This window comes from Alphaproteobacteria bacterium US3C007, from assembly GCA_034423775.1.
In the GTDB taxonomy this organism is placed as follows: domain Bacteria; phylum Pseudomonadota; class Alphaproteobacteria; order Rhodobacterales; family Rhodobacteraceae; genus Thalassovivens; species Thalassovivens spotae.
Map to the genome: position 1 here is coordinate 62,656 of CP139918.1, position 23,722 is coordinate 86,377.

General features: G+C 52.7%; 20 protein-coding genes and 1 riboswitch. Of the genes, 4 read left to right on the forward strand and 16 right to left on the reverse strand.

Features of this window, described 5'->3' with window-relative positions:
* The first annotated feature begins 29 nt into the window (after positions 1-29).
* Positions 30-1,244, forward strand: a complete 1,215-nt coding sequence (locus UM181_00320) for a UbiH/UbiF family hydroxylase (protein WQC63093.1) — start codon at positions 30-32, stop codon at positions 1,242-1,244.
* Here UM181_00320 and UM181_00325 read toward each other — a convergent pair.
* From UM181_00325 to UM181_00335, 3 genes are all read right to left on the reverse strand, one after another.
* Positions 1,232-2,359, reverse strand: coding sequence for an aminotransferase class V-fold PLP-dependent enzyme (locus tag UM181_00325; protein WQC63094.1), 1,128 nt, complete (start codon positions 2,357-2,359; stop codon positions 1,232-1,234). The two genes, UM181_00320 and UM181_00325, sit on opposite strands and share 13 nt — an antisense overlap.
* A gap of 129 nt (positions 2,360-2,488) precedes the next feature.
* Entirely contained in the window at positions 2,489-2,959 is a 471-nt protein-coding gene (locus UM181_00330; protein WQC63095.1) for an Lrp/AsnC family transcriptional regulator, read from the reverse strand.
* A complete protein-coding gene (locus UM181_00335; protein WQC63096.1) occupies positions 2,956-3,411 on the reverse strand; it encodes an Lrp/AsnC family transcriptional regulator in 456 nt (151 codons plus the stop codon). The genes UM181_00330 and UM181_00335 overlap by 4 nt, the downstream gene beginning before the upstream one ends.
* 131 nt (positions 3,412-3,542) lie before the next feature.
* Between UM181_00335 and ilvC the strand changes: the two genes are divergently transcribed.
* Both ilvC and UM181_00345 read left to right on the forward strand, forming a co-directional pair.
* A complete protein-coding gene (ilvC, locus tag UM181_00340; protein ID WQC63097.1) occupies positions 3,543-4,565 on the forward strand; it encodes a ketol-acid reductoisomerase in 1,023 nt (340 codons plus the stop codon).
* A gap of 76 nt (positions 4,566-4,641) precedes the next feature.
* Positions 4,642-5,562, forward strand: a complete 921-nt coding sequence (locus UM181_00345) for a DMT family transporter (GenBank protein WQC63098.1) — start codon at positions 4,642-4,644, stop codon at positions 5,560-5,562.
* 97 nt (positions 5,563-5,659) lie between these two features.
* On the opposite strand, the gene glmM is transcribed toward UM181_00345, so the two are convergent.
* The 8 genes from glmM to UM181_00385 all read right to left on the reverse strand — a co-directional run bounded on the left by glmM (position 5,660) and on the right by UM181_00385 (position 15,954).
* Positions 5,660-7,012 carry a phosphoglucosamine mutase gene (gene glmM / locus UM181_00350; GenBank protein ID WQC63099.1) on the reverse strand — a complete coding sequence of 451 codons (1,353 nt, stop codon included), beginning with the start codon at positions 7,010-7,012 and terminating at the stop codon, positions 5,660-5,662.
* Positions 7,002-8,021 carry a dihydropteroate synthase gene (gene folP / locus UM181_00355; protein WQC63100.1) on the reverse strand — a complete coding sequence of 340 codons (1,020 nt, stop codon included), beginning with the start codon at positions 8,019-8,021 and terminating at the stop codon, positions 7,002-7,004. The genes glmM and folP overlap by 11 nt, the downstream gene beginning before the upstream one ends.
* Before the next feature lie 37 nt (positions 8,022-8,058).
* A complete protein-coding gene (locus UM181_00360; protein ID WQC64795.1) occupies positions 8,059-8,979 on the reverse strand; it encodes a dihydroneopterin aldolase in 921 nt (306 codons plus the stop codon).
* Between the two features lie 111 nt (positions 8,980-9,090).
* Positions 9,091-9,762 (reverse strand): cell wall hydrolase, encoded by a 672-nt coding sequence (locus UM181_00365; GenBank protein ID WQC63101.1) that lies wholly within the window; start codon positions 9,760-9,762, stop codon positions 9,091-9,093.
* Between the two features lie 31 nt (positions 9,763-9,793).
* On the reverse strand, positions 9,794-12,379 hold the full coding sequence (locus UM181_00370) for a putative PEP-binding protein (protein ID WQC63102.1): 2,586 nt from the start codon (positions 12,377-12,379) through the stop codon (positions 9,794-9,796).
* 65 nt (positions 12,380-12,444) lie between these two features.
* Positions 12,445-14,505, reverse strand: a complete 2,061-nt coding sequence (gene glyS, locus UM181_00375; protein ID WQC64796.1) for a glycine--tRNA ligase subunit beta — start codon at positions 14,503-14,505, stop codon at positions 12,445-12,447.
* A 1-nt stretch (position 14,506) separates the two neighbouring features.
* Positions 14,507-15,034: a DUF6446 family protein gene (locus tag UM181_00380; GenBank protein WQC63103.1), complete on the reverse strand. Its 528-nt coding sequence runs from the start codon at positions 15,032-15,034 to the stop codon at positions 14,507-14,509.
* Entirely contained in the window at positions 15,031-15,954 is a 924-nt protein-coding gene (locus tag UM181_00385) for a glycine--tRNA ligase subunit alpha (GenBank protein WQC63104.1), read from the reverse strand. The genes UM181_00380 and UM181_00385 overlap by 4 nt, the downstream gene beginning before the upstream one ends.
* A 260-nt stretch (positions 15,955-16,214) precedes the next feature.
* Here UM181_00385 and UM181_00390 point away from each other — a divergent pair, with 260 nt between their 5' ends.
* Positions 16,215-17,948: a serine protease gene (locus UM181_00390; GenBank protein ID WQC63105.1), complete on the forward strand. Its 1,734-nt coding sequence runs from the start codon at positions 16,215-16,217 to the stop codon at positions 17,946-17,948.
* Between the two features lie 5 nt (positions 17,949-17,953).
* Here the strand turns inward: UM181_00390 and UM181_00395 are convergent, their stop codons facing one another.
* The 5 genes from UM181_00395 to metZ form a co-directional block, all read right to left on the reverse strand.
* The gene (locus tag UM181_00395; GenBank protein WQC63106.1) at positions 17,954-18,370 is read right to left on the reverse strand and encodes a thiamine pyrophosphate-dependent enzyme; all 417 of its coding nucleotides are present in this window, start codon (positions 18,368-18,370) and stop codon (positions 17,954-17,956) included.
* A 30-nt stretch (positions 18,371-18,400) separates the two neighbouring features.
* Complete coding sequence (locus UM181_00400; GenBank protein WQC63107.1) at positions 18,401-19,453, reverse strand: thiamine pyrophosphate-binding protein; 1,053 nt, start codon at positions 19,451-19,453, stop codon at positions 18,401-18,403.
* A 69-nt stretch (positions 19,454-19,522) separates the two neighbouring features.
* Positions 19,523-20,971 carry a TrkH family potassium uptake protein gene (locus UM181_00405; GenBank protein ID WQC63108.1) on the reverse strand — a complete coding sequence of 483 codons (1,449 nt, stop codon included), beginning with the start codon at positions 20,969-20,971 and terminating at the stop codon, positions 19,523-19,525.
* Between the two features lie 57 nt (positions 20,972-21,028).
* On the reverse strand, positions 21,029-22,120 hold the full coding sequence (gene folE2, locus UM181_00410; GenBank protein ID WQC63109.1) for a GTP cyclohydrolase FolE2: 1,092 nt from the start codon (positions 22,118-22,120) through the stop codon (positions 21,029-21,031).
* Positions 22,121-22,234: 114 nt separating this feature from the next.
* Positions 22,235-23,434 carry an O-succinylhomoserine sulfhydrylase gene (gene metZ / locus UM181_00415; protein ID WQC63110.1) on the reverse strand — a complete coding sequence of 400 codons (1,200 nt, stop codon included), beginning with the start codon at positions 23,432-23,434 and terminating at the stop codon, positions 22,235-22,237.
* A gap of 59 nt (positions 23,435-23,493) precedes the next feature.
* Positions 23,494-23,572: riboswitch (SAM riboswitch) on the reverse strand.
* Positions 23,573-23,722: the final 150 nt, after the last annotated feature.

Here is a 23,722-nt window from a genome sequence, read left to right on the forward strand (position 1 = left end):
GTTGGGAACGCAAGAAAGGCAGGTGCGTGATGGAAAAAGCTGATATATTTATCTCTGGTGGTGGTCTGGCAGGATTGATTGCAGCGATCGCCTTCGGCAGGGCTGGCTTTTCGGTCATATGCGCAGATCCGATCCCACCCGTTATATCCCGAAACGAAGATAATTCTGACTTACGAACAACTGCTTTCCTGCAACCCTCAAAGGCGTTTTTAGACAATATTGGCCTTTGGTCTGTGCTTGAACATCATGCCATGCCGCTTGACGTAATGCGCATTATTGATGCAGGCGGTCCTGAAACAACGCCCGAACCGCGCCAAATCAAAGATTTTAAAGCCTCTGACATTTCAGAGCAACCCTTCGGCTGGAACGTTCCAAACTGGCTGTCGCGGCGCGAAATTTCTCAGGCTTTAGAGGCAGAACCGCGGGTTCAATTTTTACCCGGCGTAGCCAGCACAAAGCTGTTCACCCGCGATCAAGAGGCCAAAATCAGCTTAAGCAATGGCACGCAGGTCAAGGCCCGTTTGGTTCTTGGAGCAGATGGGCGCAGCTCTGAAATCCGAAACCAGGCTGGAATTTCTGTGAGCACCACGCGGTTTGGACAAAAAGCATTGGCGTTTGCGGTTACGCATCCTATTCCCCATCAAAACGTGTCAACGGAAATCCATCGCAGCGGTGGCCCGTTCACGCTGGTGCCGCTTCCAGATTATCAGGGGCAACCCTCTTCTGCGGTGGTTTGGATGGAAACCGGGCCGAATGCGCTGGCCTTATCAAACATGCCCACCGAGGCTTTTGAAGCAGAAATGGGCGCGCGGTCTTGCAACCATCTTGGGCCTTTGCGTCTGGTGACCCGGCGCAGCCTTTGGCCGATCATCAGCCAATTGGCAAACCGTCTAAGCGGACAGCGCGTGGCATTGATCGCCGAAGCGGCGCATGTTGTTCCCCCCATTGGCGCGCAAGGTTTGAATATGAGTTTGGGGGATATCGATGCCTTGCTCACGCTGGCCAAAGCCGAGCCTGCGCGTTTGGGGGATGCTGAAATGCTGGATCGCTACCACCGCCAACGCATTGGTGATTTGCGCCTGCGCGTTGCCGGTGTTTCCCTGCTAAATTCAGCCTCGCAGGCGCAGGCTCAGGCGCTGCGCGATGCGCGGGCGCTTGGCCTAAATGCGCTGCACAGCCCAGCGCCGCTGCGCAAAGCGATGATGCGTCTTGGCTTGCAAACAGGCGCCGCCTACAGCACTTGATCGAGCACCCGTTGAAGCCGCGCCACCGTTGCATCGACATCGTATAATTTATCTAAGCCAAAAAGCCCAAGCCGGAAGGTCATGAAATTTTCCGGCTCATCACAGGCCAATGGAACTCCGGCGGCGATCTGCATGCCAAGCGCCGAAAACTTTGATCCGTTTTGTATTTTCGGGTCGCTGGTATAGCTTACCACAACACCTGGCGCGCCGAACCCGTCAGCTGCCACCGACACAATCCCTTTCGCTTTCAGCATCGCACGCACTTGATTTCCCAATTCCCACTGCGCCGCTTCCAGTTTATCAAATCCGAATTCGCGGGTTTCAAGCATCGTATCACGAAACGCGCGCAACGCGTCAGTTGGCATCGTCGCATGATAGGCATGGCCGCCATTTTCATATATTTGCATGATGCCATGCCATTTCTTCAAATCAATCGCGAAACTGTCAGAGGCCGTATGTTCCATGCGCTCGACCGCGCGCTGAGACAGCATTACCAACCCCGCTGAGGGCGATGCGGACCAGCCTTTTTGAGGCGCTGAAATAAGCACATCCACGCCACTGGCCTGCATATCCACCCAAGCGCAGCCGGATGCAATACAATCCAACACCATCAAAGCCCCAACCTCATGGGCCGCTGAAGACAAAGCCGCCAAATATTCGGGCGGCAAGATCACCCCCGCTGAGGTTTCAACATGCGGTGCAAACACAATATCTGGTCGCGTGTCGTGGATTTTTGCAACCACCTCTTCGATCGCAGCGGGCCGAAACGGCTCTTGCGTGCCATTGCCAGCTTGTCGGGCTTTCATCACCTCAACAGCCGCGGCGCCAGATGTGGCTTCAAAGATTTGCGACCATCGATAAGAAAACCAGCCGTTGCGCACCACCAAGACATTCGCATCGCGGCCAAATTGGCGGGCCACTGCCTCCATCCCGAAAGTGCCACCGCCGGGGATCAAAGCCACTGCATCCGCATTGTAAACTTGTTTCAGCATAGCAGAAATATCGGTCATCACGGATTGAAAAACCGTCGACATATGGTTTAACGATCTATCCGTAAAGACGACTGAAAATTCTTCTAGTCCCTCGGGATCTACTGTATTTAGCAAAGCAGGCATCGCGGTTTTCCTCCAATTTTGCTTATAAATAGGGCAGCGCGCCCCTAAAGGCAAAGTCTAGTTGCTAAGCGGGGCCTTCTGTCACAGCCTCCAGCGCGAGATAAAGCGAAACGGCTTAGCCACACCCGATTAGATTTCCAAAGCATCTAGCGGGCCCGGGCGGCGCTCTTCGCTAAGCAAGACATTTGCCTCAACATCACCAACCCCCGGTAAGGTCATGATACGGCGACGTAAAATACGTTCGAAATCAGATATATCGCGCGCCACAACCCGTAGCCGATAATCATAGAGCCCCAAAACATGCTCAACGTTCTGCACCTCAGGAATACCCGTCACAGCCCGTTCAAAATCGTCCAAACTCACGCGGCCCTTAGTGGCAAGCTTTATGCCCAAAAACACCGTCACCCCGAATCCTAAAGCCGCTTTATCAAGCCGCAGCCGCGTTCCCTTGATCACCCCCGTGTCGCGCAAACGCTTTATCCGCCGCCATATTACAGGCTGCGACATCCCCAAAACGCGGGCCAACGCGCCAGCGCTTTGCCCCGCATCTTCAACCAATGCGCGCAAAAGCGCTCTGTCGATGGCATCGATCTCGATCATACGGGCAACACTTCATCCGATTTAATCCGCGCCACATGCATCAAAGCTTCGATATCGGCAATATGCGGCAGGGCGAGAATATGATTGCGGTAAATCGATTGATAATGCGCCATGTCGCGGGCAATCACCGATAAGCGAATATCCACCCGGCCAAGAAAACTTTGGATTTCGGTGACCTCTGGCACCAATCGCGCCGCCGCGCAGAACACCTCAAAGGCGGTGGCTTGGGTTTTATCCAAAGCCACCCTTAAAGACACTTCCACGCTATAGCCCAGCGCTGACCAATCGATAAGCGCCTCTTGGCCCAATAGAACATGTGTGTCACGCAGCCGAGAAAGCCGGCGCGATAAAACCGCTGGCGTTGTTCCAGCCAATGCGGCCAAATCAGACATTGAAAGCGACGGGTTGCTTTGGAAAACCCGCAATATGCGCCGATCAGTGGCATCAAGCATGATTTTTTCTTTTTTATAAAAAATTTAGAATGATTTATACTATATTTAGCATATAAACACCAAATAAGAAACCCGTATTCTTAAAATATCGATATAACGCTGCGGATTGAAATGCAAATGGAGGGTTTCTTATGCGCGTTTATTATGACCGCGATTGCGATATTAATCTGATCAAAGACAAAAAAGTAGCAATTTTGGGCTATGGATCACAAGGCCATGCACATGCGCTAAATTTGCGCGATAGCGGCGCCAAAAACTTAGTTGTTGCGCTGCGCGAGGGCTCGGCCTCGGCGAAAAAGGCCGAAGGAGAAGGCTTGACCGTCATGGGCATCGCGGAAGCGGCGGCCTGGTGTGATCTGATCATGTTTACCATGCCCGATGAGCTGCAAGCCAAGACCTATAAGAAATATGTGCATGACAATATCCGTGAAGGCGCGGCGATTGCGTTCGCGCATGGTTTGAACGTACATTTTGGATTGATCGATCCCAAACCTGGCGTTGATGTGATCATGATGGCTCCAAAAGGCCCTGGCCATACCGTGCGCGGCGAATACACCAAAGGCGGCGGCGTGCCTTGCCTTGTGGCCGTTGATAATGACGCATCAGGCAAAGCTTTGGAAATCGGTCTTAGCTATTGCTCGGCAATCGGTGGCGGGCGCTCTGGCATCATTGAAACGAATTTCCGCGAAGAATGTGAAACCGATTTATTCGGCGAACAGGCGGTTTTATGCGGCGGCTTGGTTGAACTGATCCGCATGGGCTTTGAAACACTGGTAGAGGCCGGATACGCGCCTGAAATGGCCTATTTCGAATGCCTGCATGAGGTAAAATTGATCGTCGATCTGATTTATGAAGGCGGCATCGCCAACATGAACTATTCAATTTCAAACACGGCTGAATATGGTGAGTATGTCAGCGGACCGCGCGTTTTGCCTTATGATGAAACCAAAGCGCGGATGAAATCTATCCTCAGCGATATTCAAACGGGCAAGTTTGTGCGCGATTTCATGCAAGAAAACGCGGTTGGCCAGCCTTTCTTTAAGGGCACCCGCCGGATGAATGATGCGCATCAAATCGAAGCCGTGGGCGAAACCTTGCGCGGCATGATGCCATGGATCTCTGCCGGTAAAATGGTTGATAAAGACCGCAACTAAACAAGATTTGGGCGCCCCTGATCACATTGGGGCATGGGCGCCCAATTGCCTTTCCTGAACAGGACTGCCCCAAAATATGAATGACACCCCGTATATTACGAAAGCCAGCTGGCTTATGGTTGCCGCTCTGGGCGTGATCTGGGGCAGCACCTTTATGGTCATCGAACTGGCCCTTGAGCATGTTACGCCGTTTTGGCTGACAGCCGGGCGCATCGTGTTTGCGGCCGGTGTCACCGGGGCGCTTTGGCAATTGCGCGGCCGCCGCTTGCACCTGGATAAAACACGCAGCTGGGGTGGATTGATTTGCGTGGGATTACTCAGCACTGCAATCCCGTTTCAATTGATCAGCTGGGCGCAGCAATATGTAACATCAAGCTTCTCAGGCGTTACCATGGCAGCGGTTGCCCTTTTGGTGCTTCCGCTTTCTCATTTATTGATACCAGGTGAAAAAATGACATTGCGCCGCTCGATCGGCTTTGGCATCGGATTTGTGGGAGTGTTGGTTCTAATTGGCTCAAAAGCCTTAGACATGACAGGCGCAGATTTAGAATGGCCCGGACGCATCGCTTGCTTTGGCGCCGCCAGTTGCTATGCGATAAGTTCGGTTGTGATGCGGCGCTTGGCGCCAATGGATCCCATAGGCTTGGCGGCTGTAAGCTTGCTAATTGGCAGTGGCTTTGTGGTTATTACAGCCTTTGTCATCGAGGGGCCGCCGCCTGCAATAAGCAGCACCGGATGGGGTTTATTGATTTTTTTAGGCCTGTTTCCGACCGCGCTGGCAAATCTTTTGCGGGTGTTGGTGATCAGAACCGCTGGTCCTGTCTTCATGAGCTTGACCAATTATCAAGTGCCGCTTTGGTCTGTTGTTTTTGGAATTATATTGTTGAATGAGCCGTTTCAAATCCGCTTGCTGGCGGCGTTGCTTTTGATCATCATTGGCGTTTACCTCAGCCAGTATAAAGCACTAAATAGGCTTTTCTTTGGAGCCAAATCCTAAAGATTAAAGATAGGCATGCGCATGCTAAGTTGGACGCGTTTTTTACACGCTCAGCCCTGTAGCCAAACAAAAAAACAGGGCGCAACATGCAAGTTTCTCACGCTTGGCAGACGGCTTCAACAGCCCCAACAACCTCATCCACAACCTGTTCAAGCAACGCAGGTTCGGTGCATTCAGCCATCACCCGGATCAGAGGCTCCGTACCCGATTTACGGATCAACAACCGCCCCTGACCGGCAAGCTTTGTTTCCATAGCAGCGATGGTTTTTTGCACAGGTTCAGCGTCAAGTGGCCTGTCACCCGCAGAAAAGCGAATATTTTTCAAAAGTTGCGGCACAGGCTGGAACACATTTGCCAAATCGCTCGCAGAGGTATCGCTGCGCTTCATTTCACCCAAAAATTGCAGCGCGGCCATCAAACCGTCGCCGGTGGTCGCGTGCTCTGTCATGATGATATGTCCAGATTGCTCACCGCCCAGGTTAAACCCGCCCTGACGCATTTTTTCAACAACGTAACGATCCCCGACATTGGTACGTAAAAGATCAATTTTATGGCCTTGCAAAAACTGCTCTAAACCTAAATTCGACATCACAGTGGCGACCAAAGCATTGCCCCGCAACCGATCCTCAGACGCCCATCTTTGCGCCAAAAGACCCATCAATTGATCTCCATCTGCAACCCGGCCTTTTTCATCGATCAAAATCACCCGATCGGCATCACCATCAAGACAGATTCCCAAATCAGCGCCATGTGCCACAACCGTTTCTGCCGCCACCTGCGGCTTGGTGGAGCCACAATTATGGTTTATGTTTCTTCCGTTTGGATTGACGGCAACGGGGATAACCTCGGCCCCCAATTCCCAAAGAACTTCCGGAGCCGCTTTATATCCAGCCCCATTGGCGCAATCGATCACCACTTTCATACCATCCAGCCGCACTCCGCTGGGAAAACTTGACTTGGCGCGCTCTACGTAACGAAACAAACCATCATCAATCCGCTGCGCACGGCCTATTTGATCGGCAGGGGCCAAACCGTTTGCCCCTTCTTCAAGCAGGGTTTCAATTTGATTTTCCACCTCATCGGATAATTTATACCCGTCTGGCCCGAAGAATTTGATGCCATTATCTTCAAACCCGTTATGGCTTGCCGAAATCATAATCCCCAAATCAGCCCGCATCGACGGCGTCAACAATCCAACCGCCGGCGTCGGAACAGGCCCTAGCAACAAGACATTCATTCCCGTTGAGGTCAGCCCTGCCGTGAGCGCATTTTCAAACATATATCCAGAAAGCCGCGTGTCTTTTCCAATTACGACCCGCTTAGAAAGGTTTTTTGAGTTTTGGAAATATCGGCCCGCCGCTGCGCCCAGTTTCAACGCAATATCGGCGGTCATCGGAAAGCTATTCGCTGGGCCGCGCACACCGTCGGTTCCAAAATATTTACGCCCCATCGGCCTCGCCCTTTTCTACCGCTTTATCAAGATCAAACGCCTCTCGGGTTTGTCTGACTTCATGAACGCGAAACACCTGAACCCCCTGCGCCCGGGCAGCAAGCGCCACCGAAAGAGATCCAGCCAATCGCTGTTGGGGGTCTTCTACACCGGCAATCTGACCAATGAAACCCTTTCGAGACACGCCCAATAACAAGGGCACCCCCAAACCGTGGAACAAACTAATCCGATTGAGAAGCGCCAAATTATGCGAGAGCGTTTTGCCAAAACCAATTCCGATATCAGCTAAGATACATCGCTCTGACACCCCTGCAGCCACCAATTTTGCGATCTGCGCCTGCAAAAAATCAAACACATCTAAAACCACGTCATCATACTGCGGATTATTCTGCATCATTCCCGGAAGGCCTTGTGAATGCATCACGCAAACCGGGCGCATATTCTCTCCACAGCCCGTTAAAAGATCGGGATCAAAGGTAAAACCGGACACATCATTGACCACACGCGCGCCCGATTGAAAGGCCGCATCAGCCACCGCGGATTTGCGCGTATCAACAGAGATCGCCGCGCTTACCTTTTGCGCAAGCGCCTCGATAACCGGTGTTATCCGCGCAACTTCTTCTTGAACCGAAATTTCAACCGCCCCCGGCCGCGTAGACTCGCCGCCAATATCGATAAGATCGGCCCCGTCCTCGGCCATTTGAACCGCTTGCTCAACCGCAAGGCTCGCATCTAAGAACGCGCCGCCATCCGAAAAACTATCAGGCGTTACGTTCAAAATACCCATGATATTCGCGCGGCGAAAATCCATACCGCAAAAGTTTGGCCGGGGCCGCGTCAATTTGCTCTTCCAGTCAGCCGGCAGGCTGTTGGCATCAACCACTTCGCTGCCACCCTCGCGGGTGATTTTTTCAACGAATTGAAACCACGCATTTCCGCCTGCGCAAATCAGCGCAGCGGCGGGGCGCGGATAGGATCTACACAGCAAAGGGCGATAATACTCTGTCATAGTGCAGTGATGCGCAAAAACCTGACCTATTGCAAGCTTACAAAAGCAGCGCTTGGATCGGCTGGCTTCGCAAGCGCAACGCAGGGTCAACCGGCGCCTCAGCGCCGATATACAAACCATCCTGCGCCTCCAAAAGATCCACAAGCCAACGCGTTAAGGATAGGCTGTTTTGCAGATCACCTTGCGGTGGGTGCGTCGCATCAAGCACCATCTTTGACGGCGCCCAAACGCTGATTTGACCATTTTTCATCGCCCAATCCAGCTCTGTATGCGTGGCAACCACAACGCAGCGCGGATCCTGCGCCGCAAGCAACCAGGCATTCTGCTCAATCGCCAGCAAACCAATACGCCGTGCCACTTGCGCATTTTCTGCCTTAGGCTGGGGCAACTCCGGCAGGCCCACGCATAAAATCACTGGCTGTGGGTTATGTTCCAATGCATCGAGCCAGCCGGTCAAAAAGGGCGAGGTTACCGCCAAATTCGACAAATGTATGATCCGTGGTCTGGGGCGATCTTCTTCCGCCTCTTTAAAGGCGGGCAAGGCAGACGTGCTCGAGCGTACGATTTCAACCCCCAGCGCACCCGGGCCCCGATCAAGCTTTTCAATCCGCACAAAGGCCCGCACAGCTTGCTTTTCGCTTAAGATGCGCCCTGCTATGCGCTCTGCCAAGGTTTCCAACAAATTCAACCGCTCAAAATTCAGCTCGGCTGCGATGGCCTCGGTCACCCGATCATAGGATAAAATTTGATCTACATCATCGCTATATTCTGCCGCGGGCCGCACTTCCACCACCACATTGAAACACACCCGTTGCGTGACGCCCCGTTCGCTTTGAAACGCACCGATCTCAACCTCGACAATATGGTCGCGCAGGGAAATCCGGTCATATTTGCCTTCAGCGCTGGCTTGCGCGCGTTCCAACGGATGGGCAAACGCCAGCCTGATCTCTTCTGTCATGCGGGGCCTCTCTTCCAGCTTCATCACAGCGATACAAGGGATCTTTTCTTTGGCTGCGATCAGAGGCGTCACCAAAGCCGTCAGTTGCGTCATTTTTCCGGTAAAGTTTTCTCAGCTTTTTCCGGCCTCATGGGCATAAAAGTGATGTTCTCCGATGGTGGTTGTGCGATCTAGTTTTTTTGCCCAGCGTGGCGCAACCGATTTAGCATGATAAAACATGGCCCCCGATGTCAGGCGCCGCGGCGCCCCATTCAGCACAAGATCAGCCACTTTACCCGCCAGCTGATAGGCCGTTTTATCGTGAATGCGTTCTGCCAGCCCATCGCAATTATAGCTGAATTGACAGGCATGTCGGCGTTCTATCCCCTGATTAACAACACCGCATACTGTGTTTGGAAACGCCCGACTATCCGCCCTATTCATGATCACCTCTGCGACAGCAAATTGGCCTGCAATCGATTCTCCACGGGCTTCAAAATAAAGCGCTTCTGCCAAACAGCTCCATTGCTTACCGCCCTTCGCAACGGGTAATGTCTCCATATAGGTGGCCGAGTATAACATGTTTTGAGAGGCTTTTTGCCGCGACAAGAACTGGTTAAAACTCCAAGCAGGAAGATTTTGGCGAAACTGCTGATCGACCTGCAGACCCAGCACCACCATTTCTTTGGGGGTATCACTCTGCGCCGCACTGGCCGCAAGCCCTATAAAAACGAATACCAAAAGCGATTTGAACAAGCTCAAAGCATATCTCCAAATAGGCAAATAAGACGTCAAATATTTCACAACACTACGCCTGATGAGGCGTCAGGATGAGTTATTGAGCGCCCGAATAGGCGGTTTCTTCCTGAATTGCAAGCTGCGCCGCTGCCAATCGGGCGCTGGGCACCCGAAAAGGCGAACATGACACATAATCAAACCCATGCGCGCGGCTAAAAGCGATTGATTCAGGATTGCCGCCATGCTCGCCGCAAATCGAAATTGTCACATCAGGGTGGGCTTTTCGGGCCCGTTCAGCGCCCAATTGTAACAACTCACCCACGCCATCCGTATCAAGCACATGGAACGGATCTTCCAAAAACACTTGTTTTTGGACATAGCGCGACATAAAGCGCCCCGCATCATCGCGCGACAGCCCATAGGTCATCTGCGTTAAGTCATTGGTTCCAAAGCTCAGAAAAGCAGAATGCTGGGCAATTTCATTGGCGCGCAACGCCGCGCGCGGCGTTTCGACCATAACCCCCAACTTGAATGCAAAATCAACGCCTGACGAGGTTCGAACCCTCGCAGCGACAGAGTCAATATTACCCTTTACCAGCTCTACCTCACGCTTTGCGCTAACCAAGGGGATCATAATTTCCGGTACCACCGGGTCACCATCTTGACTGGCCTCAATCGTCGCTTCAAAAATCGCCTGCGCTTGCATTTCGTAAATTTCAGGCACCGTTACGCCCAAGCGCACCCCCCGCAAACCCAGCATCGGATTATATTCCGCCATATCTTCAATGCGGCGGCTCACATGCGAAATCGGCAGATCAAGCGCATCGGCCAATTCGCGGATCCCAGCCCGATCTGAGGGAAGAAACTCATGCAAAGGGGGATCAAATAAGCGAATGCAAACCGGCATACCTTGCATGATTTTAAACAATTTGATGAAATCTGAGCGCTGCATTGGCAATAAACGATCCAACACGGCGCGCCGCTCATCGCTGTCATCAGCAAAGATCATTTCGCGCATCAAGGTCAGCCGATCGGCTTCAAAAAACATATGCTCGGTTCGGCAAAGACCTATGCCATGAGCGTTGAAATTCCGCGCCGTTTGCGCATCGGCCGGGGTGTCCGCATTGGCGCGCACCCTGATGTCACTATGCGTATCAGCCCATGTCATCAAAGATTGAAAGGCGTCATTCAAAGCCGCTTCAATCATCGCAGGTTGGCCGGCTAAAATCTGACCATTGGTGCCATCCACCGTGATCACATCGCCCTCTTGAAACACCTGTCCATTGGGCGTGGTTAAGGTTTTTTCGGACAGGTTAAGCGAAATCTCGTTGGCCCCGACCACGCAAGGCAGCCCAATGCCGCGGCCGATCACCGCAGCATGACTGGTCATCCCGCCACGTTCAGTCAAAACGGCGCTGGCGGCATGCATCCCGCGAATATCTTCGGGGCTGGTTTCGCGGCGCACCAAAACGCAGGCTTCATTGCGCGCCGCGCTGGCCTGCGCGGCTTCAGAGGTAAACACAATCTTTCCAGCCGCAGCGCCGGGGCTGGCCGCCATCCCCTCACATAGCACATCGCGCGCTGCATCTGGATCCACTTGGCGGTGCAGTAATTCGCCCAAAGACCTTGGATCCACGCGCAACAACGCCTCTTTTTGCGAAATAATACCATCTTCTGCCAAGGCTACAGCGATGCGCACCGCTGCCGGGGCACGCCGCTGCACGCGCACGCCATCCAGCATGTAAAGCTGCCCATCTTGGATGGTAAATTCAATTTGCATTTCTTCGCGCAACCGAATGCGCATCAGTTTGGCCTGCTCGATCAAAGTTTCAAAAATCTCTGGTGCAGCCTCTTGCAAAGAGGCCCCGCGCGGGTCGCTGGTCAGAAAAATTGCCCCTTGATCGCCGCTTAGACCTTCGCGGCCCTGGCTTTGGCGTTTGTAGCGCCCGGTCACTTGGGGTTGGCCGGTCGCGCTGCTCACCAATTGCAACAGCCCCGAGCCGCATTCGCCCTGCCCCAGCCCAAACGCCATTTGCTGCACCACCAAGCCAAGCCCAGCCCCCGCCGGAGCGCCTTTGGCTTGACGTAGCAACCGTGCCGATGTGCCTTCCCAGGCGCGCGCCATTGATGCCAGTACTTGGGTTAATTGCGCATCGCGCTCTTGCGGAAACACTTCCTCTGCCTCTTCCTCATAGGCCCGCAAAGCCTGTTCGAGGGCTGCGTGATCTTGGCCTTTGATATGATCGAAGATATCAGCGTCTAGGCGGGCCACGTGAATAGAATAGGCCTGCACAAAACTTAAATATAATATCGCTGCTGCCTCTGCGCCCAGCGTATCGCATAACACAGCATAACGCGCCTTATTCATTCCGATATTCAGCACTGCGCCCGGGCCACCCCAATCGGCGCTTTGCGATGACGGACGCACACAAATCAAATCCGAATGATCAAAATAGCCAAGGATGGCATTTACATCAGCAGGAATGCCCGATGCGATCTCATGCACGGCTTTGAAAGACAAGGCAACCGTCTGGGGGACCGGCAAATCCAAACGAACCAGGCGCTGCAAACATTTTGCACGGCCGCCATATGCCTCTGCCGACATAGCCGCAGTGGGGGTCACAAGCGTGATATCCAATTGCTTTTGCTGCACTGCGGCACCCTTCTTTCTCTTCTGCAGCATAGCCAGAATAAAGCCAGTTTCAAGCCAAAGGTCACACGGCCTTTTGCGCCACCGCCCCGCTTAAATTACGCTTCAACCCTACTTAAATCTGCAACTTGAACGCCCAGCGCCCGGATCCGGCTTAGCAGGTTCAGCCGATTTCGGCGGATCACCGCATTTTCGGCATTTATTTGAACCGCCTCAAAAAAACCGTCAAGCGGCGCGCGCAGCGCAGCAAGACCAGCCAGCGCATTTGAAAACTCAGCAGCATTCATAGCCTGTTCTATAAGCGGCTCTTGTCGGTCCAATATTTCAAAGACAGCGCGCTCTTGCGCGTTCTCGGCATATTTCACATCGGCGCCGTAAGAATATTCTACGCCATCCTTTGCCTCAGCCTGGCTAAGAATGTTATTTGCGCGTCGAAAGGCTTGCAGAAGATTGTCACCATCATCGGTTTTCAAGAATTGCGATAAAGCCTGTGCGCGCTTTACCAACACCGTCAGGTTATCATTGCCCGACACGGCGATACAGGCATCAATAATATCATGGCGCAGCCCTTGATCGCGCAAAAATACTTTCAACCGATCGTGGAAAAACCCTAATAAATCTTGCAAATCTGCGTTCGGATAGGCTTTTTGTAGCACCGAAAGCAAGGAAAGAGATACGTTATTCTCAATCAATAATCGGATCACCCCAAGTGCTGCACGCCGTAAAGCAAAAGGGTCTTTGCTGCCCGTTGGCTTTTCATTAATCGCCCAAAAAGCTGTTAAAAGATCAATTTTATCCGCCAAAGCCACCGTTACAGACAGTGGCGTTTGCGGCACCTGATCGCTAGGGCCAAGTGGCGCATAATGCTCGATACAGGCTTTTGCCACATCATCGGGTAAACCCGCCGCATGACTGTAATAACTGCCCATAAGCCCTTGCAATTCGGGAAACTCATACACCATTTCTGAAGACAGGTCGGCCTTCACCACGCTGGCGGCTTGCGCGGCCAAAGCCGGATCCGCGCCAATCAGCGGCGCAAGATCTGCTGACAATTGCACCAGGCGATCGACGCGTTGTTTTTGGCTTCCCAGTTTGTTGTGAAACGTCACATTCGATAAACGATCAACCCAACGGCTCATACCTTCATTCTGCGCCAAGCGGAGATCGTTTTCCCAAAAGAATTTCGCATCTGCCAGGCGCGCGGACAGAACCTTTTGATTGCCTGCCAAAATTGTTGCGCCTTGATTCGCAGTGGTTCGGTTTGCAACCGTGATAAACCCTTCTATCTGCGCTGTTTTCGGGTTGCGCAAAGAAAAGAATTTTTGATGCTCTTTCATCGATGTTTGCAACACTTCAGCGGGCAATGACAGAAATTGCGCGTCGATTTTGCCCATCAAAACAACCGGCCATTCGACCAATCCGGCCACTTCAGACAACAACCCACGATCGTCCACAAGATCAAGACCTACGGCAAAGGCCTGATTTGAGGCCTCTTGCCAAATCGCCTCTTTGCGCTCTTGTGCATCTAACAGCACAAACGCCCGTTTCAATTTGGCTTGATAATCCTCAAAACCGGTTACGGAAATCGGATCTGGTGCCATAAAGCGGTGCCCGTAAGTCGTATCGCCAACTCTCACGCCTTCAATCTCAATAGGAATAACATCCGCACCCGCCTCATCGCTGAGAAGGCAGAGAATCGAATGTAATGGGCGCACCCAACGCAGGCTGCCAGAGCCCCAGCGCATCGATTTTGGCCATGGAAACTGCCGCACAGTTTTTTCAAGCGTTTCGGCAATAATCTCAGCCGCCGGGCGCCCCGGCTTTTCGATCGTGGCGATATACACATCACCTTTCTTATCAGCGCGCACGCTTAACGCCTCGCGGGCCACGCCTGCACCGCGCAAAAACCCAGCAAGAGCTTGTTCGGGGGCATCAACGCGCGGGCCTTTACGCTCTTCGCGCAGACTGGGGCTTTGCGCCAGCAGGCCATGCACTGTCAGCGTCAAACGTCTGGGCGTGGCGAAAGCGGCGGCGCCGGCATAGGTTAGCCCGGCCTCGACCAAACCATCCGTCATCGCCTTTTGCAAATCACTAGCGGCTTTCGCCTGCATACGGGCCGGAATTTCTTCGGAAAATAATTCTATCAATAAATCGGGCATGTCAGTCTCTTTCGACAGGCTTGGGGCAATCTTCGGGGGCGGTTTTCCCATCAAATACCACCTTGCCGCAGCGGTTAATCTTGGTCCAGGCAAAGCCCCGTCCATCCGGTAGGATCGTCACGATGCGATCGATCCCGTAAGTCAAGTTTTCCACTGCTAAGAACGCGCGCGCTTTACCTTGTTCGATTTGCGCCCCTAAAAACGCGGCGTCAAAACAGTCAAACCATTTTGGAGCCACTAGGGGTTCGGCTGTCTCAAGCGTCACAAATTTGCTTTGAAGCGCCACCAAAGGTTCAGAAGTTGTAAAACACGCCCGATACCGGATTGGCGAGCTGCTCGAGTCAATCGCCTGAAAATCTTGATAGGCGATCGGGGTCACTGCGCCGTCACCACGCCGGGTTAACACCACATCCGTTTCCCCATCTGCCACAACCTCATCGTAAAACGCATAGATCTGCAGGTAATAAATCGAAATACCCGCCACCATCGCGGCAAGGATAATGCTCAATGCAAGAAGTTTGCCGGTCATTGTGTTTGGCCCCCAGCGGCGGTTAACACAAACGCATCGGCGCATTGCTTGGCCAGCGCGCGCACCCGGCCAATATAGGCTTGGCGTTCGGTGACCGAAATCACGCCCCGCGCATCCAACAGATTGAACAGATGGCTGGCCTTGATGCATTGATCATAGGCCGGATGCGCCATGATGATGCGCTTTTGGGTTTTTGGGTCAATATGCTCTTGCTCCAAAATCGCGGCGCATTCCGCCTCGGCCTCTTCAAAATGACGCAGCAATTGATCGGTATTGGCAACATCAAAATTCCACCGCGCATATTCTTCTTCGGTTTGTTTGAACACATCGCCATATGACAGATGGATCGGGGCATCCGGCGCGTTAAAGGGCATATCCATCACATGATCGACGCCCAGCACATACATCGCCAATCGCTCTAAACCATAGGTCAATTCGCCCGAGACCGGGTGGCAATCATGCCCGCCAACCTGTTGAAAATAAGTAAATTGCGACACTTCCATCCCATCGCACCACACTTCCCAACCTAGCCCCCATGCGCCCAGGGTCGGGCTTTCCCAATCATCCTCGACAAACCGAATATCATGCAGCGCCATATCAATGCCAATCGCTTCTAGCGAACCTAAATATAACGCCTGCAATTCGGGGGGGCTGGGCTTTATCAACACTTGATATTGATAATAATGCTGCAACCGGTTCGGGTTTTCCCCATAGCGACCATCGGTGGGCCGCCGAGAAGGTTGCACATAGGCCGCTGCCCAAGGCCGCGCGCCCAGTGAACGCAACGTGGTCGCCGGGTGAAACGTGCCCGCGCCCACTTCCATATCATAAGGTTGCATGATGGCGCAGCCTTGCGCTGCCCAATAGGCTTGCAGCCTAAGTATGATATCTTGAAAACAACGCGGAGGCGATTGGGTCATGGGTTTGTATCTTTTTCATTGAGTTATGCGCCCGCCCTACCTAGGCAAAGCCGTGACAGGGGTCAACAAACAAACGGAACATGGCGAGCTGAGCGCGTAAAAAGTCATTAAACTAGGCAAAAACTCTGCTTGAAAGGACTTTCCAAATAAGCGCTACTCCCTTAAACAATGAGCATCTTAAAATTGGACTATAAACCCAAACAGGGCAAGCAATAGGGGTCGCAGTGATTTTTTATCGGGTAGTATTATGGTGTGCCGTTTTGAGCATAACGTTTTCGAATTTTGTGATGGCCCAAACACCGGTTTGGATTCAAATCGAAACCCGGCCAAGCTTGCTTGAAATTGAAGATCGGGCACGGGCCTATTCCGCCAAGCTGCCCAATATTAGCGCCTTTTCGCTTGGATCAGGCTGGTATGTGATCGCGATGGGCCCGTTCAGCGAAGAAATTGCAGACGCGCAGCGGCGCGATTTGCAATCACGCTTGGCCATTCCAAGCGATAGTTTCGTCACCTCCGGGTCGAGCTATGGGGCGCAAATCTGGCCAAGCAGCTTGCAAAGCGGAAGCGGTGTGGAAACGGCGACGCTGGCCCCACAAGACGGGACGGGTCGCACGCAACGCCGCATCATCACCGAACCGCTTAAGGATTCAAACGCGCAAACAGATTTGGAAGACGAAACCCTGGAACAGGCGCGGCTAACAGAATCCCAATTGAGCATGCCCGAAAAGAAAAACCTACAAACCGCGCTGAAAAGCGAAGGCTATTACACATCGGTTATTGATGGCATATTCGGGCAAGGCACCCGCAGCTCTATGCAGGCATGGCAAGAGGATAACGGGTTTGACGCGACGGGGGTTTTAACCAGCCAACAAAGACAAGAGCTTTTGGCGCAATATAATGCGGTTCTTGAAGATCTTGATCTGAGGCTAATGACCGATCTAGAAGCCGGCATCAGCTTGAAAATGCCAATGGGCTTGGTGGAATTTGAACGCTATGCGCCTCCGCTTGCGCATTTCAAAGCCAAAGATGATAGCGCCGCGGCGATCTATCTGATTTCGCAAGCGGGCGATTCCAAAGCTTTGCGCGCCATCTATAAAGCCTTGGGATCAACCGAAATCATCCCCGAGAATGGACCACGCCGGCTTTATGATGATCGCTTTTCGATCAGGGGCGAGGATCGTGCGATAATTTCTTTCGCGCAGGCCGAGTTGGTTGAGGGCAGCATAAAAGGCTTTGTTTTGGTATGGCCGGCGCAACAAAAAAGCCAGCAAAAGCGTTTATTGCGTGAAATGCGGCAAAGCTTTGGCGTGCTTAGCGGTGCGTTGGATCCCGATTTAGGGCGCGCCTATGGAGAGATGCCCGATCAAGTCTATGGGTTAAATACCAAAAAACCCATCTTTGTACGCTCGGGTATTTATGTATCAAATCAAGGCCATGTTCTGACAGATGCGTTGGATTTAACCCAATGTGGCCGGGTCACGTTAGAAGATTCCTATGAGGCCAAGGTCTTGGCAATGGATATCAGCGGAAACGTGGCGTTGTTGCAGCCTCAAACGATGCTATCCCCCATTGCTGTTGCGAAATTTGCCCGGCGCGCGGCGGCGTTTGGCGATCCGCTTTTATTGGCAGGTCATTCTTTCGAAGGGCGCTTGGGCGGCGCCAGCGTTACAGCGGCAAAAATTGAAGATCTCAAGGGTCTTGGCGGAGAAGAGAATAGGCTCCGGCTCTCATTAGACGCGCTGCCCGGCGATGCCGGGGGGCCCTTGCTCGATCGCAGTGGTGCGGTGGCGGGATTGCTTTTGGCACCTCGGCCGGGAACGCGCAGTTTACCGGGCAAAACCCATCATGCTTTAAAAGCAGAACCGCTCAAAGAGCTTTTGTTCAATGCCGGATTGATCGCAAATACCGGGCTGTCCTCGGAGCCATTATTGGACGTTCAAATCACCCGCGCGGCCAGGCCACTTGCCGCTTTGGTCAGTTGTTGGGCCCAATAAACCCGTCAATCGATATCAGGGGTTAGATGAATTAATGTGGGGCGGCCTGCGCAGAAAGCAGCCTCTATTATACCAGGCAAATCAGCCAGCAAGCTGGGCTTGCAGGCGGCGCATCCATAAGCTTCCGCCAAGGTTGAGAAATTCGGGTTTAACGCCTGCACAGCCTGAGGCGCAATTTGCGCAGAGATCATACTATCTTCAATTTCCTGCAGCTTGGTGTTGTCCCATAGGATAATCGGAAGCGATAATCCGAGCTCAGCTGCAACGCCCAATTCCGGCAGGGAATATTGAAATCCGTAATCTCCGATAATCGCTGCTCTCGGCAAACCGGGGCGGCCAATCGCACCTCCAATAGCAGCGGGCAGCGCATATCCCAAAGTTCCAAATCCTGTCGGATGATGCCAATGGCCCGGTTTCGACATCGGCCAAATTTCTTTTGCAAAATAGGCAAATTAGGTCATATCCGAAAAGATCATCGTATCTTGGGGCAACGCAGCCTGCAGAGCCCGACAGATTGGTAGGATACCTGGGCGTTCCAAATCCACTTGCCGCTGCCAAGCTCGACGCTGCGTCTGGATCTGTTGCGCGCGCCAAACCGTTTGCGCTTTATGCCCCTGCAGCTGTGATAAAAGCGCGGGCACGAATGCCTCTGCCCGCATCAAAATTGCCAGCTCTGCTTGATGGCTGTCCGTCAACACCTCCGGGTCTAGATCCACCCGAATTAAAGGTGCCTTATGGCCCAGATCGGCGCGCCAAAGGTCGCCTTCGGACAATTCGCTGCCAATCACCAAGACCAAATCCGCCGATCCAAGAACCGATTTCGCGCCGGAACGCGCCAGTAAAGATACAAAATGAAGCGGATAAGCGCGATCAACCACCCCCCGCCCTGCGTAAGTGGTAAAGCTTGCAGCATCCAGCTGCTGCAATAACGGCATCACGGAAACCGCGCGCGCCCCCCCTAAAATAACCAACGGCTTTTTCGCCAAGCGCAGCATCTCGGCTGCTTTTGCGATATCTCCCGCCACGGGCGCTGGGGCGCGGGGCAGCGGTTGCGCAGCCGGCGCGGCCAAAGACGTGATCGGTATCTGAATATGCTTGGGGCGCGGCCGCTGGTGCGCAAATTCTGCAAAAGCCTGATCTATAAGGCGATAGACCTGCACGTCAGATTGCGCCAGTTCTGACCAATCGCAAACGGTTGCCGCGGCCGCAAGCTGGTCTTTCATCTGATGCAATTGACCCTTGCGGGTTTCGATATCATCCAAACAGGACGAAAACACCAATGACGGCACGCTGTCCGAATAAGCTTGCCCCAAAGCCGTCATAATGTTGCACAGCCCAGGGCCGGTGATCACGAACGCAACGCCCGCGCGGCTCGTGGCCCGCGCATAGCCATCGGCCATAAACCCCGCCCCTTGTTCATGACGGGCCAGAATATGGCGCAGCCCGGCCTCTTCCAATTCGCGATATAATTCTTGGTTATGCACCCCCGGAATTCCAAAAACCACATCGAGACCCGTGCTTCTAGAACATAAGAAATTTGCGTCCCAAGCGGCGCCATAGATTTTTGCGCAATATTACGCTCTCCAAAATTTTAGGGTTAGCAGCGTGTAAACCGCCAATAGCTCCAACCGCCCGATAAGCATGGCGATCGATAAAATCCACTTTGATGCATCATTCAAACCCGCAAAATTTCCTGCGGGTCCGATTTGATCCCCGAGCCCCGGGCCAATATTTGCCAAAGCTGCGCTGGCCGCAGATAGCGACGTGATAAAATCGAGTCCCGTCAGGCCCAGAAGCGTTGCCACAACCGCCAAGGTTACCATAAACAGCATGAAAAAAGACATCACCGAGGTCAGCACATCTTCGTCAACTTTGCGGCCATCATAACGGGGTTGAAACACGCCGTTGGGCGATCGAATTCTGCGCAATTGGGTCGAGATAGATGCAAAGGCCAGTTGGTACCGAAAGATCTTGATGGAGCAGCTGGTGGAGCCAGCGCAACCTCCGATCAATCCAACAAGGAAAAACAGCGTGACCATAAATCCGCCCCATTGCATGTAATCCGCGCTTGTATATCCGGTGCCACTGATAATTGAGGTGATGTTGAACAGGGCTTTGCGCAGGGCTGTTGTCGCGAGCATATTGGTTTGCGACGTTAAAACGATCCAACTGGTCAGCGCAATCAGCCCCAAGCCGATCAAAAATCCGCGGATTTGCCGGTCTTGTAGCAAAGCGGTTTTTTGCCCATTGATCAGTTGAACATAGCGCACGAATGGCAGCGCCGCCAAAATCATAAAAACCACCGCCACGTATTCCGCCGCCCCTGAAAAAGCCGCAAATGAACGATCATAATTTGAAAATCCACCCGTAGCGACGGTGGTCATCGCATGCACAGTGGCATCAAAGGCCGACAACCCAACTGCAAAATACGCCAAAGTGCAGGCCATCGTAATCGCGATATAGATGATCGAAATCTGTATCGAGATGGTTGTGGCCCGTGGCAAGATCTTGCCCAAAGTATCAAAGGCCTCGGCTTTAAAAATTTGCATGCCACCAACGCGCAGTTCAGGCAGAAACACCATGGCCACAACGATGATCCCGATACCGCCCAACCATTGCAAAATACCCCGCCAAAGCAGCAGACCTTTCGGCAAATCTTCCAATCCGGTAAACACCGTAGATCCGGTTGTTGTAAGCCCCGACATGGCCTCAAAGAACGCATCAACATAGCGGGCCTCGGTGGCTCCAAAGACAAAGGGCAGCGCGCCAAATAAAGGCAAAGCGACCCACACGCCCGTGGTTAACAAAAAGGTTTGCTGGATGCTAAGCCCTTGCTTAACCCCCGTTGAACAGCCCATAGCAAGCAAGCTGCCAAACAGGGCTGTCAGAATGCCACTATACATGAAAACAGGCCATTGGCCGCGGCCCTCGGCAATATCAACCAAGAGCGGGAACATCATTGAGGCGCCCAGAATGCCAAGAAGCATTCCAATCACATAGCCGACAGGTCGCAAATCGATCATAGCGATGACGGTTGGACAATCAGGCCAATTCTGTCAAGAGCGGAAACGAAATTGCGCTTATCCGCTGTGAATTAAACTCGCGAGCATTTTGGGATCAAGCGAGGTTTGCGCGAAAGTACTGCCTTCGGTCAGTATAGACACCGCGTCATGACTGTGCAGGCTTTCTTGGTGGCTGGCGATCACCCTGAAATCCCCAATGCGCCCATCCGCTTTCAGGCCAGCGCAAAACAAACGCGCCGCATCTTCAACAAAAATCGGGTTGGCGGCATTCAATTCGGCAAAAGCTTGTTCATCCTCGCGCTTCACCATGACCTGGGTTTCCGTGGGCACCGCTTTACGGCATAGATCGATAATATCTTCGAACCATAAGCAGTCTTCGCCGCTCAGCACCACAGAGAGACGTGCCACTGAGCGCTGCGAATGCGGTGTCGCCAATTGGTTGCGTTCTTTTCGCGCATGTTCGCTCAATTCCAGTGAACAAGGGCATGTTGAGCTATACACATAATCCAAATGCAAAATCTTATTGCGCACGCCACCCTGATCAACCAGTTCCAACGCGATATCATAATACTGATAGCCCTGCAGTCCCGAGCGCAAACTGTCCATTTTCATCGGGTAAGACAGACGCATCTGGATCCGCGCGTCAAAGCTTTCTAAATCGCTTTTGTAATCATCAAGCGCATGCTCCATCACATCAAAACTAAAACTTTTCTCAGCATGGCGGTAAAAACTGCGCATGATCCGTGACATGTTGATGCCCTTTTTATCGGCATCAAGGCTGACTGTACCGGTGACCGATGTCTGCAAGGTCTGGTCTGAGCCATTGCGGGTTTGGTAACAAATCGGCAGCCGGAAATTTGAAATCCCAACATGCTGGATCTGCTGTTTCGCGCCGCGGATCAGCGCTGTGGGCCCGTTTTGCAAATCGGGCATACTGTCGCGATAAGCTTCATTGACCGTAAAATCAGAATTATAACTTGCAGAAAACTCAGGATATTGCTGAGGCAGTATCTGCGCAAGCAAGTCTGCATCCAGCGACGCAATTTCGGTTTCATCCGCGTGACCTACCCAGTTACGCAATATATCTAACGCCTCTTCAACGGCGTTTTGATCAGGCTGTGTGTTCACGTTCCGGGTATGAATATTCATGCTATGCCCTTTTTGCATAAGATCGCGTTATAGATTGAAACCAAACAAGATCTTCATTTCATCATATCCTATACGGGTGACCCACCTCGCTGGATCACTTTTGTCACTTTAACTTTACACATTACACGCGGCTTGAGCAGCTGCCAAGGCTTGTCGCAGATCATCAATCAAATCCTCACTATCTTCCAAACCAATGCTGATCCGAATTAACCCAGCGCTGATACCTAAGTGCTGTTTCTGCTCGGCCGGTAGGCGATGATGCGTCGTCGTGGCAGGATGCGTCGCGATTGATTTTGCATCTCCCAGATTATTTGAAATCAAAATAATTTGCAGCGCGTTCAAAAAGGCAAACGCCGCTCTCTGGCCACCTTTTAATTCAACCGAGATCAGCGTGCCACCTGTGCCAAGTTGCGCTTGCGCCAGCTCATATTGTGCATGCGCAGGATGCCCCGGATAGATCAATTGGGTTAAGGCTGAATGCTCCGATAGATCTTGGGCAATCAAGGCCGCCGTTTCAGCTTGCGCCCGCACCCGCAATTCAATTGTTTCCAAACCTTTTAACATAACCCAAGCCGTGAACGGGCTCATCGCGCCGCCCGTATGCTTCATATAGGGCTCTATCGTACCCGAAATGAAATTAGCATCTGATAAAATCACGCCGCCAAGCATGCGCCCCTGCCCATCAATATGCTTGGTGGCTGAATAAATAACCACATCGGCCCCCTGCTCCAAAGCCCGCGAAAAAACCGGCGTTGAAAACACATTATCCACCATCACCAACGCGCCGTTCGCATGCGCGATTTGCGCAACCTTTGACAGATCGATCACTTCCAAAGTCGGGTTTGAAATAGTCTCAAAAAACACCAATCTCGTATCCGCGCGCACCGCCTGCGCCCATTGCTCTAAATCGGTTCCATCAACAAAAGTGACCTCAACACCATTTTGTGGTAGGATTTCTTCCAAAATATAAAGGCAAGAGCCGAAAAGCGCGCGCGCCGCCACAACATGATCGCCCGCCTTCACCGTAGCCAGCAGCGCCCCACTGACCGCCGCCATACCAGAGGCGGTGGCAAAGGCTGCCTCGGCCCCTTCCAACAAAGCCACACGCTCTTGAAACATTGCCACAGTCGGGTTGCCATACCGCGCATAAATAAAATGACCCTCATCGTCGCCATCAAAGCGTTCTTGAGCTTGCTCGGCGCTGTCATAAACATAGCTTTGGGTTAAAAAAACCGCTTCGCTGACCTCATTAAACTGGCTGCGCCGATGGCCCGCATGCACCATTTTGGTGCGGCTTTTCAAACTCTTTTTCATTATAAACTCCTGCCACATGCGCGGCGTCAAAATCCCCGTCAAACGCAGCCAAGCGAAAGGGGGGCTTTCTCCTGACCTTTTAGCGGAATATGTTTTACGTGGCCCGCAATCTGGACTCAAATCACCACTTGCCCGTGGGTACCCCAGCGCTCTATTTGGGTCAAGCATCAGAACCGAATTTGGCAAGCTTTGCTAGGCTTGCCTGCGCGTATGCAGCCATGCCCGGCCTGAAACGCCAAATGGGGATGTTGGGGTTCCTTTATTTGCAGCATGGCGGATCCCAACAAA

Bases quoted from the DNA above. Each gene is read 5' to 3' on its own strand.
- UM181_00320 (WQC63093.1), top strand. From the start codon at position 30: ATGGAAAAAGCTGATATATTTATCTCTGGTGGTGGTCTGGCAGGATTG.
- UM181_00325 (WQC63094.1), bottom strand. From the start codon at position 2,359: ATGCCTGCTTTGCTAAATACAGTAGATCCCGAGGGACTAGAAGAATTT.
- UM181_00330 (WQC63095.1), bottom strand. From the start codon at position 2,959: ATGATCGAGATCGATGCCATCGACAGAGCGCTTTTGCGCGCATTGGTT.
- UM181_00335 (WQC63096.1), bottom strand. From the start codon at position 3,411: ATGCTTGATGCCACTGATCGGCGCATATTGCGGGTTTTCCAAAGCAAC.
- ilvC (WQC63097.1), top strand. From the start codon at position 3,543: ATGCGCGTTTATTATGACCGCGATTGCGATATTAATCTGATCAAAGAC.
- UM181_00345 (WQC63098.1), top strand. From the start codon at position 4,642: ATGAATGACACCCCGTATATTACGAAAGCCAGCTGGCTTATGGTTGCC.
- glmM (WQC63099.1), bottom strand. From the start codon at position 7,012: ATGGGGCGTAAATATTTTGGAACCGACGGTGTGCGCGGCCCAGCGAAT.
- folP (WQC63100.1), bottom strand. From the start codon at position 8,021: ATGACAGAGTATTATCGCCCTTTGCTGTGTAGATCCTATCCGCGCCCC.
- UM181_00360 (WQC64795.1), bottom strand. From the start codon at position 8,979: ATGACAGAAGAGATCAGGCTGGCGTTTGCCCATCCGTTGGAACGCGCG.
- UM181_00370 (WQC63102.1), bottom strand. From the start codon at position 12,379: ATGCTGCAGAAGAGAAAGAAGGGTGCCGCAGTGCAGCAAAAGCAATTG.
- glyS (WQC64796.1), bottom strand. From the start codon at position 14,505: ATGCCCGATTTATTGATAGAATTATTTTCCGAAGAAATTCCGGCCCGT.
- UM181_00380 (WQC63103.1), bottom strand. From the start codon at position 15,034: ATGACCGGCAAACTTCTTGCATTGAGCATTATCCTTGCCGCGATGGTG.
- UM181_00385 (WQC63104.1), bottom strand. From the start codon at position 15,954: ATGACCCAATCGCCTCCGCGTTGTTTTCAAGATATCATACTTAGGCTG.
- UM181_00395 (WQC63106.1), bottom strand. From the start codon at position 18,370: ATGTCGAAACCGGGCCATTGGCATCATCCGACAGGATTTGGAACTTTG.
- UM181_00405 (WQC63108.1), bottom strand. From the start codon at position 20,971: ATGATCGATTTGCGACCTGTCGGCTATGTGATTGGAATGCTTCTTGGC.
- folE2 (WQC63109.1), bottom strand. From the start codon at position 22,120: ATGAATATTCATACCCGGAACGTGAACACACAGCCTGATCAAAACGCC.
- metZ (WQC63110.1), bottom strand. From the start codon at position 23,434: ATGAAAAAGAGTTTGAAAAGCCGCACCAAAATGGTGCATGCGGGCCAT.